This is a genomic window from Kordiimonas sp. UBA4487, from assembly GCF_002389025.1.
Taxonomy (GTDB): domain Bacteria; phylum Pseudomonadota; class Alphaproteobacteria; order Sphingomonadales; family Kordiimonadaceae; genus Kordiimonas; species Kordiimonas lacus.
This window is the reverse complement of the sequence record NZ_DGNR01000003.1, coordinates 454,000-475,650: the sequence shown is the minus strand read 5'-3', so window position 1 is coordinate 475,650 and position 21,651 is coordinate 454,000. Positions and strand designations below refer to the sequence as shown.

General features: G+C 56.4%; 21 protein-coding genes and 2 tRNA genes. All 23 read right to left on the bottom strand.

Features of this window, described 5'->3' with window-relative positions:
- Window positions 1-22: 22 nt before the first annotated feature.
- On the bottom strand, window positions 23-1,333 hold the full coding sequence (gene proS / locus B3Z17_RS03575) for a proline--tRNA ligase (RefSeq protein WP_286828572.1): 1,311 nt from the start codon (window positions 1,331-1,333) through the stop codon (window positions 23-25).
- A 443-nt stretch (window positions 1,334-1,776) separates the two neighbouring features.
- Window positions 1,777-2,028, bottom strand: coding sequence for a DUF1467 family protein (locus tag B3Z17_RS03570; protein WP_068306049.1), 252 nt, complete (start codon window positions 2,026-2,028; stop codon window positions 1,777-1,779).
- Between the two features lie 3 nt (window positions 2,029-2,031).
- Window positions 2,032-2,436, bottom strand: a complete 405-nt coding sequence (mce, locus tag B3Z17_RS03565; protein ID WP_286828571.1) for a methylmalonyl-CoA epimerase — start codon at window positions 2,434-2,436, stop codon at window positions 2,032-2,034.
- 10 nt (window positions 2,437-2,446) lie between these two features.
- Window positions 2,447-4,156, bottom strand: coding sequence for a ribonuclease J (locus tag B3Z17_RS03560; protein ID WP_286828570.1), 1,710 nt, complete (start codon window positions 4,154-4,156; stop codon window positions 2,447-2,449).
- On the bottom strand, window positions 4,128-4,916 hold the full coding sequence (locus tag B3Z17_RS03555) for a type III pantothenate kinase (RefSeq protein ID WP_286828569.1): 789 nt from the start codon (window positions 4,914-4,916) through the stop codon (window positions 4,128-4,130). Before B3Z17_RS03555 ends, B3Z17_RS03560 begins: the two co-directional genes overlap by 29 nt.
- A 13-nt stretch (window positions 4,917-4,929) precedes the next feature.
- On the bottom strand, window positions 4,930-5,679 hold the full coding sequence (locus tag B3Z17_RS03550; protein ID WP_286828568.1) for a biotin--[acetyl-CoA-carboxylase] ligase: 750 nt from the start codon (window positions 5,677-5,679) through the stop codon (window positions 4,930-4,932).
- Between the two features lie 35 nt (window positions 5,680-5,714).
- Complete coding sequence (gene nuoN, locus B3Z17_RS03545) at window positions 5,715-7,169, bottom strand: NADH-quinone oxidoreductase subunit NuoN (protein ID WP_286828567.1); 1,455 nt, start codon at window positions 7,167-7,169, stop codon at window positions 5,715-5,717.
- Window positions 7,170-7,182: 13 nt separating this feature from the next.
- The gene (locus B3Z17_RS03540; RefSeq protein ID WP_286828566.1) at window positions 7,183-8,712 is read right to left on the bottom strand and encodes an NADH-quinone oxidoreductase subunit M; all 1,530 of its coding nucleotides are present in this window, start codon (window positions 8,710-8,712) and stop codon (window positions 7,183-7,185) included.
- 18 nt (window positions 8,713-8,730) lie between these two features.
- Window positions 8,731-10,848 carry an NADH-quinone oxidoreductase subunit L gene (gene nuoL / locus B3Z17_RS03535; protein WP_286828565.1) on the bottom strand — a complete coding sequence of 706 codons (2,118 nt, stop codon included), beginning with the start codon at window positions 10,846-10,848 and terminating at the stop codon, window positions 8,731-8,733.
- A 4-nt stretch (window positions 10,849-10,852) separates the two neighbouring features.
- A complete protein-coding gene (nuoK, locus tag B3Z17_RS03530) occupies window positions 10,853-11,161 on the bottom strand; it encodes an NADH-quinone oxidoreductase subunit NuoK (RefSeq protein WP_068306024.1) in 309 nt (102 codons plus the stop codon).
- A 13-nt stretch (window positions 11,162-11,174) separates the two neighbouring features.
- The gene (locus B3Z17_RS03525; protein ID WP_206594915.1) at window positions 11,175-11,822 is read right to left on the bottom strand and encodes an NADH-quinone oxidoreductase subunit J; all 648 of its coding nucleotides are present in this window, start codon (window positions 11,820-11,822) and stop codon (window positions 11,175-11,177) included.
- Window positions 11,823-11,845: 23 nt separating this feature from the next.
- A complete protein-coding gene (gene nuoI / locus B3Z17_RS03520; RefSeq protein ID WP_068306021.1) occupies window positions 11,846-12,334 on the bottom strand; it encodes an NADH-quinone oxidoreductase subunit NuoI in 489 nt (162 codons plus the stop codon).
- Window positions 12,335-12,348: 14 nt separating this feature from the next.
- Window positions 12,349-13,383: an NADH-quinone oxidoreductase subunit NuoH gene (gene nuoH, locus B3Z17_RS03515; protein WP_286828564.1), complete on the bottom strand. Its 1,035-nt coding sequence runs from the start codon at window positions 13,381-13,383 to the stop codon at window positions 12,349-12,351.
- Window positions 13,376-15,427 (bottom strand): NADH-quinone oxidoreductase subunit NuoG, encoded by a 2,052-nt coding sequence (gene nuoG / locus B3Z17_RS03510; protein WP_286828563.1) that lies wholly within the window; start codon window positions 15,425-15,427, stop codon window positions 13,376-13,378. The genes nuoH and nuoG overlap by 8 nt, the downstream gene beginning before the upstream one ends.
- Before the next feature lie 22 nt (window positions 15,428-15,449).
- Complete coding sequence (gene nuoF / locus B3Z17_RS03505) at window positions 15,450-16,730, bottom strand: NADH-quinone oxidoreductase subunit NuoF (protein WP_286828562.1); 1,281 nt, start codon at window positions 16,728-16,730, stop codon at window positions 15,450-15,452.
- On the bottom strand, window positions 16,730-17,326 hold the full coding sequence (gene nuoE / locus B3Z17_RS03500; RefSeq protein WP_286828561.1) for an NADH-quinone oxidoreductase subunit NuoE: 597 nt from the start codon (window positions 17,324-17,326) through the stop codon (window positions 16,730-16,732). Before nuoE ends, nuoF begins: the two co-directional genes overlap by 1 nt.
- The gene (locus B3Z17_RS03495) at window positions 17,323-18,501 is read right to left on the bottom strand and encodes an NADH-quinone oxidoreductase subunit D (protein WP_286828560.1); all 1,179 of its coding nucleotides are present in this window, start codon (window positions 18,499-18,501) and stop codon (window positions 17,323-17,325) included. Before B3Z17_RS03495 ends, nuoE begins: the two co-directional genes overlap by 4 nt.
- Window positions 18,501-19,133, bottom strand: a complete 633-nt coding sequence (locus B3Z17_RS03490; RefSeq protein ID WP_068305998.1) for an NADH-quinone oxidoreductase subunit C — start codon at window positions 19,131-19,133, stop codon at window positions 18,501-18,503. The genes B3Z17_RS03495 and B3Z17_RS03490 overlap by 1 nt, the downstream gene beginning before the upstream one ends.
- 90 nt (window positions 19,134-19,223) lie before the next feature.
- Complete coding sequence (locus B3Z17_RS03485; protein ID WP_241493399.1) at window positions 19,224-19,784, bottom strand: NuoB/complex I 20 kDa subunit family protein; 561 nt, start codon at window positions 19,782-19,784, stop codon at window positions 19,224-19,226.
- On the bottom strand, window positions 19,775-20,140 hold the full coding sequence (locus B3Z17_RS03480; RefSeq protein WP_068149414.1) for an NADH-quinone oxidoreductase subunit A: 366 nt from the start codon (window positions 20,138-20,140) through the stop codon (window positions 19,775-19,777). Before B3Z17_RS03480 ends, B3Z17_RS03485 begins: the two co-directional genes overlap by 10 nt.
- 245 nt (window positions 20,141-20,385) lie before the next feature.
- A tRNA-Asp gene (locus B3Z17_RS03475) sits at window positions 20,386-20,462 on the bottom strand.
- A gap of 458 nt (window positions 20,463-20,920) precedes the next feature.
- Window positions 20,921-20,997, bottom strand: a tRNA-Asp gene (locus B3Z17_RS03470).
- 221 nt (window positions 20,998-21,218) lie between these two features.
- A complete protein-coding gene (locus tag B3Z17_RS03465) occupies window positions 21,219-21,524 on the bottom strand; it encodes a hypothetical protein (RefSeq protein WP_286828559.1) in 306 nt (101 codons plus the stop codon).
- Between the last annotated feature and the right edge of the window lie 127 nt (window positions 21,525-21,651).

Here is a 21,651-nt window from a genome sequence, read left to right as displayed (position 1 = left end):
AACTCCCCCTTCTTTGGGCCGATTAAGCCGTCAGTTTGGCAATGGCCTCTTCCGGCGTCAACTCAAGCTTCTCGCCGCTTTTGCGGTCCTTGACCTCAACAACACCGTTCTTGAGCCCGCGCGGGCCGACAGCCAGCTGATATGGCAGACCGATCAGGTCCATGTTGGCGAACTTGGCGCCCGCCCCGGTGTCGGTATCGTCATACAGCACCTCAATGCCCGCAGCGGTCAGTTGCTGATAAAGCTTGTCGCAGGCTGCCGTGCACTCTTCGTCCTTGGCGCGCAGGTTCATCAGGCCAACCTTGAACGGCGCCACGGCCTCCGGCCACACGATGCCGTTCTCGTCATGACACGCTTCAATGATGGCACCAACAAGGCGGGACACGCCAACACCGTATGAGCCCATCTGTACCGGCACGGTATCGCCATCTGGCCCCTGAACGGTTGCGTTCATCGGTTTGGAGTATTTTTCGCCAAAGAAGAAGATGTGCCCAACCTCAATACCGCGACCGGTAATCAGGTTGCCCGCGTCTACCGGGCAGTTATCTGCGTCGTGGATTTCATCTGTTGCGGCATAATGGCTGGTCCACTCATCCACAATCGGCTGAAGGTCAGCACCCTCGGCAGCTTCAACCATGGGATCGAGCCCGTCGAACGCCTTATCAAAGAAGACTTCACTTTCGCCCGTTTCGGCCAGCACGATAAACTCGTGGCTCAGGTCACCGCCAATTGGCCCGGTATCTGCCCGCATTGGGATCGCCTTCAGGCCCAGGCGCGCGAACGTGCGCAGGTAAGCCACAAACATGGCGTTGTAAGACTTCTGGCCGTCTTCAGCGGTCAAATCGAAGCTGTAGGCATCCTTCATCAGGAATTCGCGTCCACGCATCACGCCGAAGCGTGGACGGCGCTCATCGCGGAATTTCCACTGGATGTGATAGAGATTCTTGGGCAGATCGCGGTAGGATTTAATTTCCTTGCGGAAAATATCCGTGATCATTTCCTCGTTTGTCGGGCCATACAGCATCTTGCGGCCGTGGCGGTCTTCAATGCGCAGCATCTCGTCGCCATAATCGTCATACCGGCCGCTTTCAACCCACAGGTCTGCTGCCTGAATGGTTGGCATCAGCACTTCCTGTGCGCCCGCCGCGTCCTGTTCTTCCCGAACAATCTGTTCGATCTTGCGCAGTACCTTAAGCCCCATCGGCAACCAGCTGTAGATTCCGGCTGCGCCCTGGCGGATCATGCCGGCACGCAGCATCAGGCGGTGCGAGGCAATCTGCGCATCTGCAGGGGTTTCTTTCAAAGTTGGCAAAAAATAACGGCTTGAACGCATGATGGCTTGTATCTCTTGTTTGAATCATGGTGAGGGCGCTTCTTTCCGCGCCTTAAGTCTTTGCTTCTTTTGCCGCTCAGGCAGTCGAATAGCAACGGTTTCTTTCAAATTTTGTGTGCAGGTATGCCCCTCAATGCTAAATTTCCGGCAACATCAGCGGGAAGTCGCTCAAAATGTTGCAGCCGTGCAACAGAATGCGGAAAGAAACACAATATATGGTGGCAACACACGCTTTCAATTGATGACAAGCATCAAATGTTTCCATAGCGTCTCTCAGGCGCAGAGCTGAACGGATCACGCATTATGTGGCCCACGCTCAGGGAGGACTTTGTGCTCATATATATTAGAAACGGGCTCTAAAAAAATCGCTCGTTCATATATTAAAGAAAAGCAAGGCTTAGCGGCCTTGCTTTTTTACTTTCAGACGTGGTGACGTGGCGTCACTAGCCCTTGTACCGGAAGGAAATCCAGCCTGACGTGGCGACAAAATAATAGCCCACAGTCAGCACCAGCGCGATCAGTGACGTCACGATGATTTTCTTCTTCAGGTTCGGGTTTGCCGGTGCGCCTGGTTCGGTGCCCTCAGTCACCCCCTCTTCCGTCTCATGCTGGGAGCGGATACCCCAGGGCAGCACAGCGAAGAACACCATCCACCATGCGACCACATAAACCAGCAGGATCGTCGCGATATTCATGGACTAGACCTCCTCGATTTCCACAAGTGTGCCGCAGAAGTCCTTGGGGTGCAGGAACAATACGGGCTTGCCGTGGGCACCGGTCTTGGGCTCGCCATTGCCCAGGATACGCGCGCCCTCTGCCACCAGCTTGTCGCGCGCGGCGAGGATATCCTCAACCTCATAGCAAACATGGTGCATGCCGCCGGACGCATTCTTTTCAAGGAACTTAGCGATGGGAGAGCCCTCGCCGAGCGGATGCAGCAGCTCGATCTTGGTGTTCGGCAGCTCAACGAAAACGGTGGTCACGCCGTGGTCTGGCAGGTCAACAGCCTCGGACACCGTCGCACCGAGCGTATCCCGGTAGGTCCTCGCAGCGGCTTCAAGGTCAGGCACAACAATCGCCACATGGTTCAAACGACCAATCATCCTTCTCTCCCTAACTGAATTCTAATTCGTCCCGACGGGTGATCAGCACAGCCACGCCGGGGTTTTTACCGATTTCACGGCGACAGAAGCGGCGAACGCCAATCCGCACTGCTTCTTCCACGAACACATCGCTTTCACGGTCCCGGCGTTTCATCCGCTCAACAGCGGTTTCAATCGCATCCACCATGCCGTCATAAAAGCTGTCATCGTCCGCACGCGGCAGCCCAAGGGGCGCCATAAGCGGCTCAGCGGCCAGTGCGCCATCGTCATCGAACACGAGGCTGACGGAAACAAAGCCGTTATGGGATGCGCGCCTGCGGTCTGCGATGGCAGCGTCCTCGAAGGACACCACTTCGGTACCGTCCAGCACAAGGCGGCCAAAGGGCGCCTGATCCACCAGCTTGAGGCCCTTCTTGCTGATCTCAATCACATCGCCGTTCTTGGGCACGATGGTATGTTTGACCCCCAGTTCGCGCGCAAGCTTGGCATGGCGCTGCAGGTGGCGGGCTTCACCATGCACTGGAATGGCGGTATGCGGTTTGGTCCACTCATACATTTTGGCCAGTTCCGCGCGACCCGGGTGACCGGACACATGGATGAATTCATCCTTCTCCGTAATCACATTCACATTCTTGATCGCAAGCTGGTTGAACAGCTGGCCAAGAACCAATTCGTTGCCCGGAATGATCTTGGACGAGAAAATCACATTGTCTTCGGGGCTGAGCTGCAAGTGCTTATGGTCGTCGCGGGCGATGCGGGCGATGGCCGCGCGCGGTTCACCCTGACACCCTGTGCAGGCGATCAGCACTTCGTCCTTGGGCAAGTAATCGGCATCTTCCTCGTCCACAAGCGGTGGGAAATCCTTCAGATAGCCGGTTTCCTTGGCAGCTTTGACGACGCGCTCCATCGACCGGCCGAGCAGCACAAGCCGTCGGCCTGTCGCCTTGGCCACTTCACCAATGGTTTCAAGGCGCGCCACGTTTGACGCAAAAGTGGTGATCACCACCCGGTTCTTCAGGCCTGCAACGATTTCCTTCAGGCTTTCGCGCACAGCGGCCTCAGAGCCCGATTCTGTCGGGTTGAAGACATTGGTACTGTCGCCCACAAGCGCCAGCACGCCCTCTTCGCCCATCGCGGACAATACCGGGCTTGGACACGCCGGGCCAATCAGGGGCCGGTCATCCAGCTTCCAGTCACCTGTGTGGAAAATCGTGCCCACAGACGTCTTGATCGACAGCCCGTGTCCCTCCGCGATGGAATGCGCGAGCGGCACATACTGGACCTCAAACGGATCAAGATTGATGGGATCAATGCCGTCAACCACATAAAGCGGTACTTTATCCAGAAGTCCTGCTTCAGACAGCTTCCCCTTCACCAGCTCCGCCGTAAACGGCGTGGCAAACACCGGGCACTGAAAGCGCTCCCACAGGAACGGCACAGCGCCGATATGGTCTTCATGGCCGTGTGTCAGCACCAGGCCGACCAGATCATCCTGTTCGTCCTCGATAAACTCAGGGTCCGGGAAAATCAGGTCTACGCCGGGCAGGAAATTGTCGGCGAAGCTCATGCCGCAATCCACCATAAGCCATTTGCCCTTATGGCCATACAAGTTGAGGTTCATGCCGATTTCGCCGGAGCCGCCCAGTGGCAGGAACAGGAGCCGTTCGTCGCTTTTGCGCATATATGCCATATCAGCGCGCGCCCGGCTTGTTGCGGTCATAAATCAGCCGCAGGCCCTGGAGCGTCATCTCACCCGCGACTTCATCAATCGCGGTCGTCCGGTTGGCAAACACAGGCGCCAAACCGCCGGTGGCCAGTACTTTCATATTGCCGCCGTGTTCGGTCTTGAGGCGTGCAACCAGGCCTTCAATCATGCTGACATAGCCCCAGAAAACGCCAGATTGCATCGCTTCCTGTGTGGTCTTTCCGGTAACGGGCTTGCCTTCTTTGGGGGCTTCCACAGCAATGCGCGGCAACTTGGCTGCGGCCAGATGCAGCGCCCGCAGGCTGAGGTTGATACCAGGGCAAATCACGCCGCCCAGGTAGGCCCCGTCTTTGCCCACAATATCAAAGGTGGTCGCTGTGCCGAAATCCACCACGATCAATGGCCCGCCATAGAGCGCATGGCCCGCGACAGCATTCACCAGGCGGTCAGCGCCAACTTCGCGCGGGTTGGTCACCTGAATGTCCACACCCAAGTCGACATTCTCCTCACCCACCACCAAAGGCTCACAGCCGAAGTATTTCTTGCACAGCTGCGTCAGTGGCCACACTACTTGCGGCACAACGCTGGCGATGATCGCGCCAGAGACAGCGTCTGGCGACCGACCTGAAAGCGCCATCAGGTTGGAAATCCACACCATATATTCGTCAACCGTGCGCTGATCGCCCGTTGAGATGCGCCATTGTTCCACAATGTCGCTATCTTCAATCAGCGCGAACACCGTGTTGGTATTGCCTGCGTCAATGGTCAAAAGCATAAAGCCTAATCCTTTAATCCGCCCGTTCGACCGGGAAAACATCCCCTGCATATAGGCGCTTTTCAAGGCCGTCGTCCAGTCTGGCAATCAGGGCGCCATCATCAGATAGGCCCAAAAGCGTTGCTGTGAAGGTTTCATCGTGGGTCCTGAGTTCGCGCGACTGGCCCAAACCCCAGGAATACCGGGTCCATTCTTCGGCAACGGATCTGAAATCATCAACCTTCCAGGCATCGATCCGGGCATATAACTTCTCCGCGAGCACTGTGGCGGCATCCTTGACTGACACCTCCTGCCCTGTGACGTGCAGAAGCGATGTCGCGCCGAATGCTGCATCGTCCGGAAAATGCACCAGGTTCATACCGATACCAATGATGACATAGTCCAACATACCACCATGTTTGGCACTGCTTTCAATCAACACGCCACTGGCTTTGCGTTCCCCGATCAGGATGTCGTTGGGCCATTTGCACTGAACGTGGCTTTCAGGTGCACCGAAAGCGAGGAAGGTATCCCGCACTGCCAGTGCCACAATGAAGGGCAAGGCTGCCAAGTCCTGCGGCCTGATATGCGGGCGGAACATCAACGACGCATAGAGGTTACCTGTCTTGGATGTCCAGCTGCGGCCGCGGCGCCCCCTGCCCGCGCTTTGTTCGCCAGCCACAACCCACAAAGGTCCTGGCTCGCCGGCAATAGCCAGTGTCGCCGCACGGGCGTTGGTGCTGTCACAGACCTCAAAGAAGAAGGCCCCGACACCATTCGGCATCGAGGCCCCCCAATTTTGATGGTCGCTGCCCGTCACTAGAACAGCAGGGACTGGGCGGCCCAGCCCGCTGCGCTCACGAGTGGCGCAATCAATATGAAGTAGCTGACTGGCGAGTTGATCAGGGCGCTCACGCCGATCACGAAGCTGATGCCATTGCCCTGACCGCCTTCAAAGGCAGGTGCTGGATCGTCGAAGAACATCACTTTGATGATACGGATATAATAGAAAGCGCCCACAACACTTGTCAGCACGCCAACGATGGCAAGTGGCACAAGACCAGCTTCAACAGCTGCCAGGAACACATACCATTTGCCCCAGAAACCCGCGAGAAGCGGAATACCCGCCAGCGAGAACATGAAGATGGCAATGCCGATGGCCAGTGGCAGGTTGCTCTGGCTCAGGCCCGACAGGTCGGAAATGTCTTCCACCATGCCGTTGGAGCGGCGCATGCACAGGATGGCACCAAAGGTACCCAGTGTCATGGTCAGGTAGATGGCAAGGTAGATCAGCAGTGCTTCAATACCCGCCTGCGTGCCAGCCGCAAGGCCCACAAGCGCATACCCAACATGGCCGATGCTTGAATATGCCATCAGGCGCTTGATGTTGGTCTGTACCAGCGCAATGAAGGCACCCACCAGCATGGAGGCGACGGAGATAAAGACGATGACCTGTTGCCATTCCTGTATCATACCAGGGAAAGCGCCAAACAACACGCGAACGAGCAATGCGAGCGCAGCAACTTTGGGTGCCGCGGCAAAGAACGCTGTCACAGGCGTTGGCGAGCCTTCATATACATCCGGCGTCCACATGTGGAACGGCACGGCGGAGATCTTGAAGGCAAGGCCTGCCATCAGGAACACCATGCCGACAACGACGCCCATGGACGTGCTTTCCTGGCCCTTCAGTGAGGACGCGAGCAGGTCGAAGTCCACGGTACCTGCGAAGCCATACACCAGCGATACGCCGTAAAGCAGCATGCCGGACGACAGCGCGCCCAGAACAAAATACTTCAGGCCCGCTTCCGTTGAACGCGTGCGCTCCCGGTTCATGGCTGCAAGCACATAAAGCGAAAGGCTTTGAAGCTCGAGACCCACATAAAGCGTCATCATGTTGTTCGAAGAAATCATCACCATCATGCCAAGCGTGGCCATAAGGATCAGGATCGGATATTCGAACTTGGCGATTTTATGCTGCTTCATGAAGTTGCCGGACATCAGGATCGCAATCACAGAGCCCGCAAGCACCAGGATTTTGGTGAACACGGCGAAGCTGTCGGTCACGAACATGCCGCCAAACGTCAACTGGCGCTCACCACCAACTTTTGTCACCAGCACGGTTGCGGCGGCTACCAGAAGCAGGATGGAAAGGTTGGAAACCTGGCCATAGCTTTTGTCGCCCTGAAACACACCAAGCATCAGCAGCACCATCGCGCCAATTGCCAGCATAATTTCCGGCATCACGGGAACGAGGGATGGAATGTCACCGGTCATCGGTTTGTACTCCTTAACGTGCTGCAGCAGCAGAGGTGGTTACACCTTCCGCATGCTCGGCTGCAGATGAAAAATCAGTTTGGATGAGATTTTCCACGGATGCGTGGATCGGCTCAAGGAAGCTGTTCGGGTAAATACCCATCCAGAAGACCACAATCAACAGCGGCAGGAAGATCAGCTTCTCGCGCAGGGTCAGGTCAGGCATCGCCTTCACATCGTCTTTGTCCAGTTCACCAAACACGAGGCGGCGTACCAGATACAGCATGTAGGCAGCGCCCAGAACCACACCCGTGGCAGCACCGAAGGCAACCCAGCTGTTGTAAGCGTAAGCGCCATTCAGCACCAGGAATTCGCCGATAAAGCCGCTTGTTCCTGGCAGGCCAACAGACGCCATCGAAAAAATCACGAACGTGGTCGCATAGATCTTCATGTTGACGGACAGGCCACCATAACGGCTGATTTCCCTTGTGTGCAGGCGGTCATAGATCACGCCGACACACAGGAACAGTGCGCCAGAGACGATACCGTGGCTCAGCATGGTGAAGATCGCGCCTTCAATACCATTGGTATTCAGGATGAAGATACCGATTGTCACGAAGCCCATGTGGGCGACAGACGAATAAGCAATCAGCTTCTTGATGTCTTCCTGCACCAGCGCGACCAGCGATGTATAGACAATCGCAATGATCGACAGCGCAAAGACAAGCCAGGCGAAATGCTCAGTCGCGTCCGGGAACATCGGCAGGCTGAACCGCAGGAAGCCATACCCCCCCATTTTCAAGAGCACGCCCGCCAGGATCACAGAACCACCCGTTGGCGCCTGCACGTGCGCGTCAGGCAACCAGGTGTGTACCGGCCACATTGGCATCTTCACCGCGAAGGAGGCGAAGAAGGCCAGCCACAGCCAGTTCTGAACATCAGCCGCGAACTCATGGTTCATCAGCATCGGGATGTCTGTCGTGCCGGTTTCCACATACATGTAGAACACAGCCACCAGCATCAGCACAGACCCCAGAAGTGTATAGAGGAAGAATTTGAACGCGGCATAAATCCGGTTCAAGCCACCCCAGACGCCAATCAGCAGATACATCGGGATCAGGCCGCCTTCGAAGAAGACATAAAACAGGAAGATATCGAGCGCTGTAAACACGCCAATCATCAGCGTTTCAAGCAGCAGCAGCGCGATCATATATTCCTTCACGCGCGTCTCGATCGATTCCCAGCTCGACAGGATCACGATTGGCATCAGGAAGGCTGTCAGCACCACCAGCAGCATGGAAATACCGTCCACACCGACATAGTAGCTAATGTCCCCAACCCAGCTGTAGCGTTCTTCAAACTGGAAGTCCGCGCTGGAGTTATCGAAGCCAACCCACAGGAAAATGCTGAGGATAAAGGTGGAGATTGTCGCCAGCAGCGCAACCTGACGGATGTTCCGTTTTTCGATCTCTTTATCCTGATGACGAATGATCAGGATAAGAGCTGACCCCAAAAGCGGGATCAACATCATCAGGCTGAGCAGGTTATTCGAGAAAAATTCCATTTTACTTATCCCCTGCCCTTAGTGTGCGCCACTTTGGGCCATAAACCATGTCACCACGACGGCCAGGCCAATGATCATGGCGAAGGCATAGTGATAGACGTAACCAGTCTGAAGCTTGCGGGCCTTGGCAGCAACCAGAGCCACCGTGGACGACACACCATTCGGGCCGAACCCGTCGATGGTTTGCTCGTCGCCGCGCTTCCAGAACACGCGACCAAGCCAGAAGGCCGGACGTACGAACAGGAAGTCATAGAGCTCATCCCAGTACCATTTGTTCAAGAGGAAGGCATAAAGGCCGTTCCACATGGTGGCGGTACGCTGTGGCAGGTCATTCGTCACCTTCCCGGCCGCGTACAGGTACGCGTAGTAGAAGATGGCGAAGGCAAAGCCCGCGAAATAGCCAACGTACTTCATGAAGCCAATGTGATGCAGGTCGGTGAACTTGGCGGCGATAAAGAGCGCCAGCGTCAGAACCGCGAGGCCTGCTGCCGCAAACTTTGGCATCGTAATGCGGGGGGCATAGAACATCATGGAGATGAAGAAGCCCAGAACCATCACAACGAACGGTGCCAGCGTCACGCCCATCGGCACGCCTTGTGCCGCGTCCATCACATCACCCATCTGGGTAACCAGCGAGCCATTCCAGAAGGCAACACGATCTTCGCCAACGAAGTAGCGACTGAACACCGCACCGGCAAAGACTGCGCCCGTTGCAAGGAGCAGCAATGGCCCCATGATCGTGATCGGGCCTTCGTGTGCCGCATCGAAATATTTCTGCTTCGCACGAGTTTCACCGAAGAAGGTCATCCACACCAGGCGCCAGCTGTAGAAGCTGGTCATCAGCGCTGCGGCCACACCCATAACGAAGGCATATTGGGCCACTGAACTGTCAGACGCGTAGGCAGCCTGGATGATCAGATCTTTGGAATAATAGCCCGACAGCAGTGGGAAGCCGGTGATCGCCAGCGTACCAATTGTCATGACAGTGCCGGTGATTGGGATCTTCTTGAACAGACCGCCCATCTTGCGCATGTCCTGCTCGTGGTGCAGGGCGTGGATCACGGAACCCGCACCCAGGAACAACAGCGCCTTGAAGAAGGCGTGCGTGAACAGGTGGAAGATCGCGCCGCCGTATGCGCCTACGCCAAGGGCGAAGAACATATAGCCAAGCTGCGAACAGGTCGAATAAGCAATCACGCGCTTGATATCGTTTTGAACCAGACCAACACTCGCCGCAAAGAAAGCTGTGGTCGCACCAACGATCGCAACTACCTGCAACGCATAGTCGGAATATTCAAACACAGGGCTGAAGCGCGCCACCAGGAACACACCCGCCGTTACCATAGTTGCCGCGTGAATAAGCGCAGACACAGGCGTCGGGCCTTCCATCGCGTCCGGCAGCCATGTGTGCAGGCCAAGCTGGGCGGATTTACCCATGGCACCCACAAACAGCAGCAGGCAGACAACCGTGATGGCGTGATATTCGTGGCCGAGGAAGCTCAGCGTCGCCGTCTCATAGTTGCCAATGGTGCTGAAAATCACGTCGAACTGCACCGAGCCGGTCAACAGGAACACAGCGTAGATGCCCAGCGCAAAGCCGAAGTCACCAACGCGGTTCACAACGAAAGCCTTGATGGCGGCTGCGTTCGCGCTTGGTTTCTTGAACCAGAAGCCGATCAGCAGATAGGACGCCAAGCCTACGCCTTCCCAACCGAAGAACATCTGCACCAAGTTATCGGAGGTAACGAGCATCAACATCGCGAAGGTAAAGAGCGACAGATACCCAAAGAAGCGCGGCTTGTCAGGGTCTTCTTCCATGTAGCCCATGGAATACCAGTGCACCAGCGCGGACACCGTATTGACAACAACCAGCATCACAGCGGTCAGCGTGTCAACCTGCAGCGCCCAGGCGAACTCAAGGTCACCTGACTTAACCCAGTCAAGAAGCGTCACAACGAACTTGTTGCCCGCAAGCGCCACATCAACAAACACCAGCCATGACAGGATCGCGCCGATGGTCACCAGCGACGATGTCAGTATCTGGCTGGCACGGTCGCCGATGGTGCGGCCAAACATGCCTGCGATCAGGAAACCGACAAGCGGCAGGAATACAATAAACTTAGCAGCTGTTTCCATTGTCCTACCCCTTCATCTGGTTGATGTCTTCAACCGCGATGGAACCACGGCCGCGGAAATAAACCACGAGGATCGCCAGACCAATCGCCGCCTCAGCAGCAGCCACCGTCAGCACGAACATGGCAAACACCTGGCCCACCATGTCCTGCAGGTAGGTAGAGAAGGCCACAAGGTTGATGTTGACGGCCAGAAGCATCAGCTCGACCGACATAAGAATGATGATGACGTTCTTCCGGTTGAGGAAGATACCGAGGACCCCAAATACGAAGAGGATCGCGGCGACCGTCAGATAATGTCCTAACCCAATAGTCATGGACTATCGCCCCCTAGCCTTTCTTCGTTGGCAGGGCGACGCCCTTACCAACTTCTACATCTACGAGTTCATATGCGTCTTCCGGACGGCGCGCATTCTGCTTCGATACATCCTGGCGGCGTACGCCAGGACGGGTGCGGTGTGTCAGCACAATCGCGCCGATCATCGCCACAAGAAGAATGAGGCCAGACATCTGGAAGATGAAAATATAGTCGGTGTAAATAATGTTCCCGAGTGCAGCTGTGTTTTCCACCTGCTCGACAACGGGCGTTGGTGCCGCCGCATTCTTGGCCACATCGTCACCGAAGTGCCAGGCAGCGCCCAGCGTCCCCAGCTCGGCCAGCAGCACAAGGCCAACAACAACGCCAATCGGCGCGTTCTGCATGATGCCCTGGCGAAGCTCGACAAAGTTGATATCGAGCATCATCACGACAAAGAGGAACAGCACGGCAACCGCGCCCACATATACAATGACCAGCAGCATCGCCAAGAATTCCGCGCCCATCAGGACGAAGAGACCAGCAGCACTGAAGAAGGCCAGGATAAGCCACAGCACCGAATGTACCGGGTTCTTGGCCAAAATCACCAGAAGGCCTGATAGAATGGTAATCGAAGCGAACAGCCAGAACGCAGCGACTGGAAGCATTGAGCTAAAGTCCATGATTATCGTCCCCTGCCCTTCGTTTAGCGATACTGCGCGTCGGCGGCGATGTTCGCCGCAATCTCGCGCTCCCAGCGCTCACCGTTGGCGAGCAGCTTGTTCTTGTCATACATGAGTTCTTCGCGTGTCTCGGTCGCGAACTCGAAGTTCGGGCCCTCAACAATCGCGTCCACCGGGCACGCTTCCTGACAGAAACCGCAGTAAATGCATTTGGTCATGTCAATGTCATAGCGTGTCGTGCGGCGGGAGCCATCTTCGCGTGGCTCGGCCTCAATCGTGATGGCCTGCGCCGGACAAATGGCTTCACAGAGCTTACAGGCAATGCAGCGCTCTTCCCCGTTGGGGTAGCGGCGCAGGGCGTGTTCGCCACGGAAGCGTGGACTCAGCGGGCCTTTTTCGTATGGATAGTTAATTGTCACCTTAGGTCGGAAGAAATATTTCACCGACAGCCAAAAAGCGCAGAGGAATTCCCAAAGGATCCACGTCTTGGCGGCTTGCTTAAATGTACTCATGTTTCAAGCCTTTCCTATCCGATATTGCCGATAACGCCGTAAACGGCGAGGCCCGAGTAAATGACGACGAACGCGAGCGACAGCGGCAGGAACACTTTCCAGCCAAGGCGCATCAGTTGGTCGTAGCGGTACCGCGGCACGAATGCCTTCACCATCGCGAACATCCAGAACATCAGGGCAATCTTGAGGGTCAGCCAAACAATGCCGGGGATGAAGTCCAGCGCCGGCAGCGGTGCGTACCAGCCACCCATGAAGAGGATCGCCATCACAGCAGACATCAAGAGGATGTTGGCATATTCGCCCAGGAAGAAGAGCGCGAATGCCATCGAGCTATATTCCACCTGATAACCCGCCACCAGTTCAGCTTCCGCTTCCGGAAGGTCAAACGGTGGACGGTTGGTTTCCGCCAGTGCCGAGATAAAGAAGATCACAAACACAGGTGCGAAGACCCACATGTTCCACATGTGTGCGCCGCCCTTTTGTGCCACCACAATATCCGTCAGGTTCAGGGAACCCACAGACACCAGGATACATACCAGGACGAAGCCAATGGAGACCTCGTAGGATACCATCTGTGCTGCAGACCGCAGCGCACCCAGGAAAGCGTAGCGGCTGTTTGATGCCCAACCGGACATGATGATGCCGTATACGCCGAGCGAGGAGATCGCCAGCAGATAAAGGATGCCCACATTCAGGTCCGCAATCGCGACGCCTTCACCGAAGGGCACAACAGCCCAGCTGATCAGTGCCAGCGTGAAGGTGATCATCGGAGCAATCAGGAAGATCACCTTGTTCGCACCCGCCGGGATCACGGTTTCCTTCAGGAACAGCTTCAGTCCGTCAGCGAAGGATTGCAGCAGGCCAAACGGGCCAACCACGTTCGGGCCGCGACGCATCTGAACCGCCGCCCAGATTTTCCGGTCGAAATATACCGCGAATGCCACCGAGATCAGAAGCGGCAGCACAATCGCGAAGATGGAAGCGAGGATCGCAAGGAAATAGAAGAAAGGACCCTCACCGCCGAACAGTGTGTAAAGCGCCTCAACCATGGGTTCCTGTCGCCTCCTCAGCTACACCTTCCCGGGCCGCTACGCAGTCAGCCATAATCTGGCTGGCGCGGGCGATCGGGTTGGTCATGTAGAAATTATCGATGATTGGCTTGATGGCGCCTTCAGCGATATCGCCTTTGGTTCCAAAGTCGCCCCAGGCTTCGGTTGGCACTTCATCAAGCGTTGCCGTGGCTGGTGCCACTTCCGCCAGACGGGTGCGCAGTGCAGCCAGCGTATTGTATGGTAGCGTTTCGCCAACCACGTCAGACAGCGCCCGCAGGATTGTCCAGTCTTCGCGGGCATCGCCCGGTGCGAACACGGCCTTTTCCGTGCGCTGTACGCGGCCTTCTGTGTTGATGTAAGTGCCAGACTTCTCGGTATAGGCTGCAGCCGGCAGGATCACATCAGCGTTTTTCACGCCTTCGTCGCCGTGCGTGCCGATATAAACCGTGAAGGCTTTCTTCAGCTTGGCGGTGTCGATTTCGTCCGCGCCCAGCAGGAACACAGCCTTGACCTCACCAGCAGCCGCATCATCAAGGATGGCGTTCACGCCGCCCTCGGTGGTGAGGCCCAGGTCCAGCGCACCAACCCGACTTGCCGCCGTGTGCAATATGTTGAAGCCATTCCAGCCGTCCTTGACGCAGTATTTGTCTGCGGCGTCGCGGGCAGCCTTCAGGATTGCAGCACCGTCTTCCCGGGCCAGCGCAGCCTGACCAACGATGATCATTGGCTTTTCGGCGGCCTTGAGCGCCTTCGCGGCGGCATGACGGCCAGTAGGCACTGACTTCAGCAGCTTCGCGTCGTCGCCAAAGTCTTCAACCTTGTATGTCAGGTCAGCTTCGGCGCCGATGCGACCAACCTTGAGGCCCATGTGGCGGACTGCCTTGCGGATACGGCTGTTGAGTACCGGCGCTTCCGCGCGTGGGTCACAGCCAACCAGCAACAGATAGTCAGCTTCTTCAACACCGGCGATGCCAGAGTTCATCAGGTAGCCCGCGCGTACGCTTGCATCAAGCGCTGCGCCGTCCTGACGGCCTTCCACGCGGCTCGAGCCCAGCGTGCCCAGAAGGTCCTTGAGCGCCAGCATGGCTTCCATGTCTGCAAGGTCACCAGCGATAGCAGCAATCTGCTCGCCCTTGACGCCTTTGAGCTTCTTCTTGATCGCTTCAAACGCTTCAGCCCAGGTCGCTTCTTCAAGCTTCTTGTTCTTGCGGGCGTATGGACGGTCCAGGCGGCGCTTCTTCAGGCCGTCATAGACAAAGCGGGTTTTGTCGGAAATCCACTCTTCGTTCACGTCTTCATTCAGACGCGGCAGAATACGCATCACGGCAGAGCCGCGTGTGTCCACATTGATGTTGGAGCCCAGAGCGTCCATCACATCGATGCTTTCGGTGTGCTTCAACTCCCAGCTCCGCGCCGTGAAGGCGTATGGCTTGCTGGTCAGCGCGCCAACCGGGCACAGGTCAATCACGTTACCGGACATTTCGCTATCGAGCGTTTTTTCCAGGTAGGTAGTGATTTCCGTATGCTCACCGCGCCACAGGGCACCCATGTCTTCCACACCCGCCACTTCACTTGAGAAGCGCACGCAGCGCATGCAGTGAATGCAGCGTGTCATGGTGGTGGAGATAAGCGGACCCATGTATTTGTCTTCAACGGCGCGCTTGTTCTCGTCGTAGCGGCTTTTGCCGCCACCGAACGCCACAGCCTGGTCCTGCAGGTCGCATTCGCCGCCCTGGTCACAGATCGGGCAATCCAGCGGGTGGTTGATCAGCAGGAATTCCATCACACCTTCGCGTGCTTTCTTCACACGCTCGGTGTTGGTGTGGATCACCATACCGTCGCCCGCAGGCATCGCGCAGCTTGCGATCGGTTTCGGTGCCTTTTCCATATCAACAAGGCACATACGGCAGTTGCCAGCGATCGACAGACGCTCGTGATAACAGAAACGCGGCACTTCAACGCCGATTTCCTCACACGCCTGCAGAACCGTTGTTCCCGGCTCTACCGTTACTTCTTTTCCATCAATGGTTAGCGTGGGCATCTAACTCTCCTTGCCATGCGCTCTATTCAGCCGCTTTGGCATGATATGCATCGATACGCGCTTCCACTTCATGACGGAAGTGGCGCATCAAACCCTGGATCGGCCAAGCCGCCGCGTCGCCAAGCGCGCAGATGGTGTGGCCTTCAATCTGTTTTGTGACATCAAGGAGCGAGTCGATCTCGGACTTGTCAGCCTTGCCTTCAACCAGCCGCTCCATCACACGCCACATCCAGCCCGTACCTTCACGGCACGGCGTACACTGGCCGCAGCTTTCGTGCTTGTAGAATTCGCTCAGGCGCGCAATGGCCTTCACGATGTCCGTGGATTTGTCCATCACGATCACCGCAGCGGTGCCAAGGCCTGACTGCACTTCACGCAGGCTGTCAAAATCCATCAGCACGGTGTCACAAATCTCTTTTGGCAGAACCGGCACTGAGGACCCGCCCGGGATCACGGCCAGCAGGTTATCCCAGCCGCCGCGTACGCCGCCAGCGTGCTTCTCAATGAGTTCCTTCAAAGGAATGCCCATCTCTTCTTCCACGTTGCACGGATTGTTCACGTGACCGGAAATGGAGAAAACCTTCGTGCCTGTGTTGTTCGGACGGCCAAGGCCGGCGAACCAGGCGCCGCCACGGCGCAGGATGGTTGGCGCAACCGCAATCGATTCCACGTTGTTAACCGTGGTTGGGCAGCCCCACACACCTACGTTCGCAGGGAACGGAGGCTTCAGCCGCGGCTGACCCTTCTTGCCTTCAAGGCTTTCGATCAGCGCGGTTTCCTCACCGCAGATGTAGGCGCCCGCACCGCGGTGCACATAGACGTCGAAATCATAGCCGGAACCGCAGGCGTTTTTGCCAATGAAGCCCTTGTCGTAGGCTTCCTTGATCGCGCGCTCAAGCGCTTCGGCTTCGCGGAAGAACTCACCGCGGATATAGATGTAAGCCGCCACGGCGTTCATGGCGAAGCCCGCGATCAGGCAGCCTTCGATCAGCTTGTGTGGATCGTGGCGCATCAGGTCACGGTCTTTACAGGTACCGGGCTCGCCCTCGTCCGCGTTGATTACGAGATAAGACGGACGACCATCGGTTTCCTTCGGCATGAAGGACCACTTGAGGCCCGTCGGGAAGCCCGCACCACCACGGCCGCGAAGGCCGGACTCTTTCATCTCACCGATGATCCAGTCTTTGCCCTTGGCGATAATGTCTTTGGTGCCGTCCCAGTCACCGCGCTTCATGGCGGCGTCGATGCCGGGGCTCTCGAAACCATAAAGGTTTGTGAAGATGCGATCCTTATCAGCAAGCATTATGCATCCTCCCCTTTGTCGCCCTTAAGCGTGGTTGGGCCACCGGCTGGCGCGCTGTTCTTGCGGTCGATCTGCGGGCCTGGCTTAACAGCCTCGCCTTTCCCAAGCTTATCAAGTAGCTCGGTCATGGTTTCAGGCGTCAGGTCCTCGAAATAATCGTCATCAATTGCAACAACAGGCGCATTCACACAAGCGCCTGCACATTCAACTTCACTCAGCGTGAACATGCCGTCCTTGGTGGTTTCACCCTTCTCGATACCCAGCTTGGACTTGCAAGCCTTCATGATATCGTCGCTGCCACGCAGCCAGCATGGCGTCGTGCCACACACCTGAACGTGGTGCTTACCAATCGGCTTGTGGTTATACATGGTATAGAAAGTCGCCACTTCCTGAACCCGGATTGCCGGCATGTCCAGATAGTCAGCGATATATTCCATGATTTCCTGCGTCACATGGCCACCATTCTGGCGCTGGGCCAGATCAAGAAGCGGCATCACAGCACTTTGCTGGCGCCCTTCCGGGTATTTTGCGATGTGCGCTTGCGCGGTTTTCTCGTTTTCCGAGGTCCACACAAATTTTTCTGGTGCCGTACTCATCGGTCAACCTCACCAAATACAATGTCCATAGCCCCAAGTACTGCCGGAGCATCAGCAAGCATGTGACCTTTCAGAAGGTAATCCATGCCCTGAAGGTGTGCGAACCCGGGTGCCCGGATTTTACAGCGGTACGGACGGTTGGAGCCGTCAGACACCAGATACACACCAAATTCACCCTTCGGCGCTTCAACCGCGGCGTAAACTTCGCCTTCAGGCACTTTGAAGCCTTCGGTATAGAGCTTGAAGTGGTTGATCAGCGCTTCCATCGACCGCTTCATCTCGGCGCGACGTGGTGGCGAAATCTTCGGGTCGGTCGACATGACCGGACCAGCTGGCATATCGTTCAGGCACTGGCGAATGATCTTCAGCGACTCGCGAATCTCAGCGATTCGGAGCATGAAGCGATCATAGCAATCACCCGCGTTACCGATAGCGACCTGGAAGTTCATTTTGTCATATACTTCATAGGGTTGCGCTTTACGCAGGTCCCAGGCAACGCCGGTAGAGCGAAGCATCGGGCCGGTAAAGCCCCATGCCAGCGCTTCATCTGCGTCGAACACGCCGATGTCCACATTCCGTTGCTTGAAGATACGGTTATCAATCAGGAGCGCTTCCATATCCGCAAGGGTATTCGGGAATGTTTCGGTCCATTTCATGATGCGCTCGGCGAGGCCTGCTGGCAGGTCCTGGTGTACACCGCCTGGGCGGAAGTAGGCTGCGTGCAAACGCGCACCACAAACCGCCTCATAGAATTCCATCAGGATTTCGCGCTCTTCGAAGCCCCATAGGATCGGGGTCAACGCGCCGACGTCCATACCGTGGGTCGTCAGGTTCAAGATGTGGTTGAGGATACGCCCGATCTCGGAGAACAGCACGCGAATATATTGGCCGCGCTCAGGCACTTCGATGCTGGCGAGCTTCTCGACAGCCATACAGAAAGCATGTTCCTGGTTCATCGGCGCCACATAGTCGAGGCGGTCGAAGTACGGCATTGCCTGCAGATACTGCTTGTGCTCAATCAGCTTCTCAGTACCACGGTGCAGCAGCCCGATGTGCGGGTCCACCCGCTCAACGATCTCACCGTCCAGCTCCATCACCATCCGCAGTACGCCGTGCGCCGCAGGGTGCTGTGGGCCGAAATTCAGGCAATAGTTCTTGATATCAACCTCAGCCATTATTTCGCCCCCTCTTTACTCTCAGCGGCATCGTCGGCTTTCTCGTCACCCGGCAGCACATACTTGGCGCTTTCCCATGGGCTCATGAAATCGAAGTTGCGGAATTCCTGTTTCAGCTTCACAGGCTCGTACACAATCCGTTTTTCTTCCTCGGAATAGCGGCACTCGACGAAGCCGGTCAGCGGGAAGTCCTTACGGAGCGGATGGCCCTGGAAGCCATAATCCGTCAGCATGCGGCGAAGGTCCGGGTGATCGGCAAAGAAGATGCCGTACATATCCCACGCTTCGCGCTCGAACCAACCGGCGGCCGGGAATACGTCAATTGCCGAAGGCACCGGGGTGTCGGCATCGGTTTCCACTTTCACGCGGATGCGCTGGTTCAGCTGCACACTGAGCAGGTGATACACAACATCGAACCGGCGGGTGCGCTCAGGATAGTCGGCACCGCACAGGTCGATCAGTTGCTTGAACATACATTCCTGGTCATCGCGCAGGAAAGTGAGCACTTTCTGAACATGCTCCGCGCGGGCTACCACCGTCAGCTCGCCAAAAGCGACACTGGTGGAAATGACCTCGTTTTCCAGACTGGTAGCGATGTGCTCGCCCAGTGACTTTAATGCCTTATCAGTCATGCGCTGACGCGCTCCTTTTTGATGTGCGGCAGAGGTGCCGCAGGCACACAGCGAAGCGCCCCCAACTGGTGGCGGCGCCTCGTACTCGATCTAACGGTTGATGGTCCCGGTGCGGCGGATCTTACGCTGCAGCTGAAGCACACCATAAAGAAGTGCTTCCGCGGTGGGAGGACAGCCGGGGACATAGATATCAACCGGCACGATGCGGTCACAGCCCCGAACAACCGAATAGGAATAGTGATAATAACCGCCACCATTGGCGCAGGACCCCATGGAGATCACATAACGTGGCTCCGACATCTGGTCATAAACCTTGCGCATGGCGGGTGCCATCTTGTTCGTCAGCGTACCGGCGACGATCATCACGTCCGACTGGCGTGGGCTGCCACGAGGGGCAAAACCAAAACGCTCCACGTCGTAACGCGGCATCGAGGTATGCATCATCTCAACGGCGCAGCACGCAAGACCAAACGTCATCCACCACAGCGAACCCGTCCGGGCCCAGGTGATCAGATCCTCGAGGTTGGTGACAACAAAGCCCTTTTCAGTCAGTTCTTCGTTGAGACCCTCAAGCAGATCACCCTCGCTTACTGGTGGGATTGGTGACAGCGTGTTGTACGCACCGGGATTTTTTGCGGATGTTACTCCCATTCCAGCGCTCCTTTATTCCACTCGTATACAAAACCTACGGTCAGCACACCGAGGAAGATCATCATCGACCAGAAACCATACAGCCCGATCTCGCCCAGGGACACGGCCCAAGGGAACAGGAAGGCGATCTCGAGATCGAAGATAATGAACAGGATAGCGACGAGATAGAAGCGGACATCGAATTGATGACGGCTGTCTTCAAATGCTTCAAATCCACACTCGTACGCAGACAGCTTTTCACTGTCGGGTCGCTGTTTTGCGATCAGCATCGCAGCGCCAACAAAAATCAGTGAAAAAGCAATGGCGATCCCGAGGAAAATCAGGATCGGAAAATATTGTATCAGCAACGACTCCATGGGAGTCCCTTTTTGATTATTGGCCCTAATTACAGCGCCCTTTTAAAGGCCGATTTTCGATCCGTAAAGGGCGAATTTGCCCCTGGCGCCTGAGGGCGTGAGTATAGGCATGCTTTTAGTTAATGAAAAGCTTATCTCCTGCGGTTTTTTGGCGCATTTGCAGGATATTGGACGGGCCAAACAAAAAAACGCGTCCGGACAGGCCGGAACGCGTTTTCTGTACTGCCCTCTAGGAGGGAGGCAAGTGGCGCGAGTGACGGGGCTCGAACCCGCGACCTTCGGCGTGACAGGCCGACACTCTAACCAACTGAGCTACACCCGCGCGTCTTGCGTGAGGGGTGTTTAAATTTTCAGGCCGCCCGTGTCAACGGACAAAACGTATTTTTTGGATTTTTTTTGACCCGCTGTCGGTGCGTGTAATCCCGCAATTGCAAAAGTGCCTTATTCACTCTTGGCGGCTGGCCGAAAGTAGCCTGATCAATATGGTTGAGGTCACTGTCCCAAAGAAAAGAGTGCAGCACATGACCACGCCATTAATCATACTATCGATCCTTCTTCTGCCACTGCCTGCTACCAGGCTGCTAACTCTCGTATCCGGCAACGGCTTGCCTTTATGACCTGTCCGCGCATATGCACTGGCAGTCGCCTTCATCTTTGCAGGTTTTGTTAATTTTTTGGGCCTATTGGTTCGCCGTGCGCGATGAAGGAAACGTGTCCGCGGACGGCTGAAAAGAAAAAAGCGTTCGAGGCAAAGCCTGAACGCTTTCTTTACAACAAGAGTGGCGCGAGTGACGGGGCTCGAACCCGCGACCTTCGGCGTGACAGGCCGACACTCTAACCAACTGAGCTACACCCGCGCGGCTCTTGTGTGAGGGGGTGTTTAAGCCGCACCCCCGCCCCTGTCAACGGCTTTTTTGACACTTTTTTTCGGCTCGCGTTTTTTCGGGAGAAAACCGCCAAAAATAGCCCGCCCTGCCCGCCTCCTGTTCGAAGCACTCACAGTCCCTGCAACTGACGATTTTCGATTGTTTTAACACTGCCGCGCTCGCGTGCTTTAGGGCGACGTCCGAACTCGAAATCAGGCGGCCAGATAAACCAACCCCGCCGCAGTAATAACCAGCAACACTGCCAGTGCCCACCTGGGCATACGGCGCAACAGCTGGCCTACAAGCAGCACACTGTTCAAAACGGGGTGAAATGCCGCAATCACCCGGATCAGGGACATGGTGCGCTCTGACGCCGTCGCATCTTCATCATACAACCGGTCGCGCGGGTCCTTCGGGGCCCAGGTCGCCTCGATCACGATTCTGCCTTCCCCTTCTGCAGCGGGAGAATCACCGTCCGGGTCATGCCCGGTTGCCTTGCTGTCTTTTTTATTGGTCATATCGATGGCATTCCGAATCCCCTGGACGGCACATATTGGGCGTCACACCGATGGCATGGCCAGCCAGCAGTAGTATATCAGGAACCAATGTCGGGAAAGAGAAGAGAATGGTGGGCGATGACAGGCT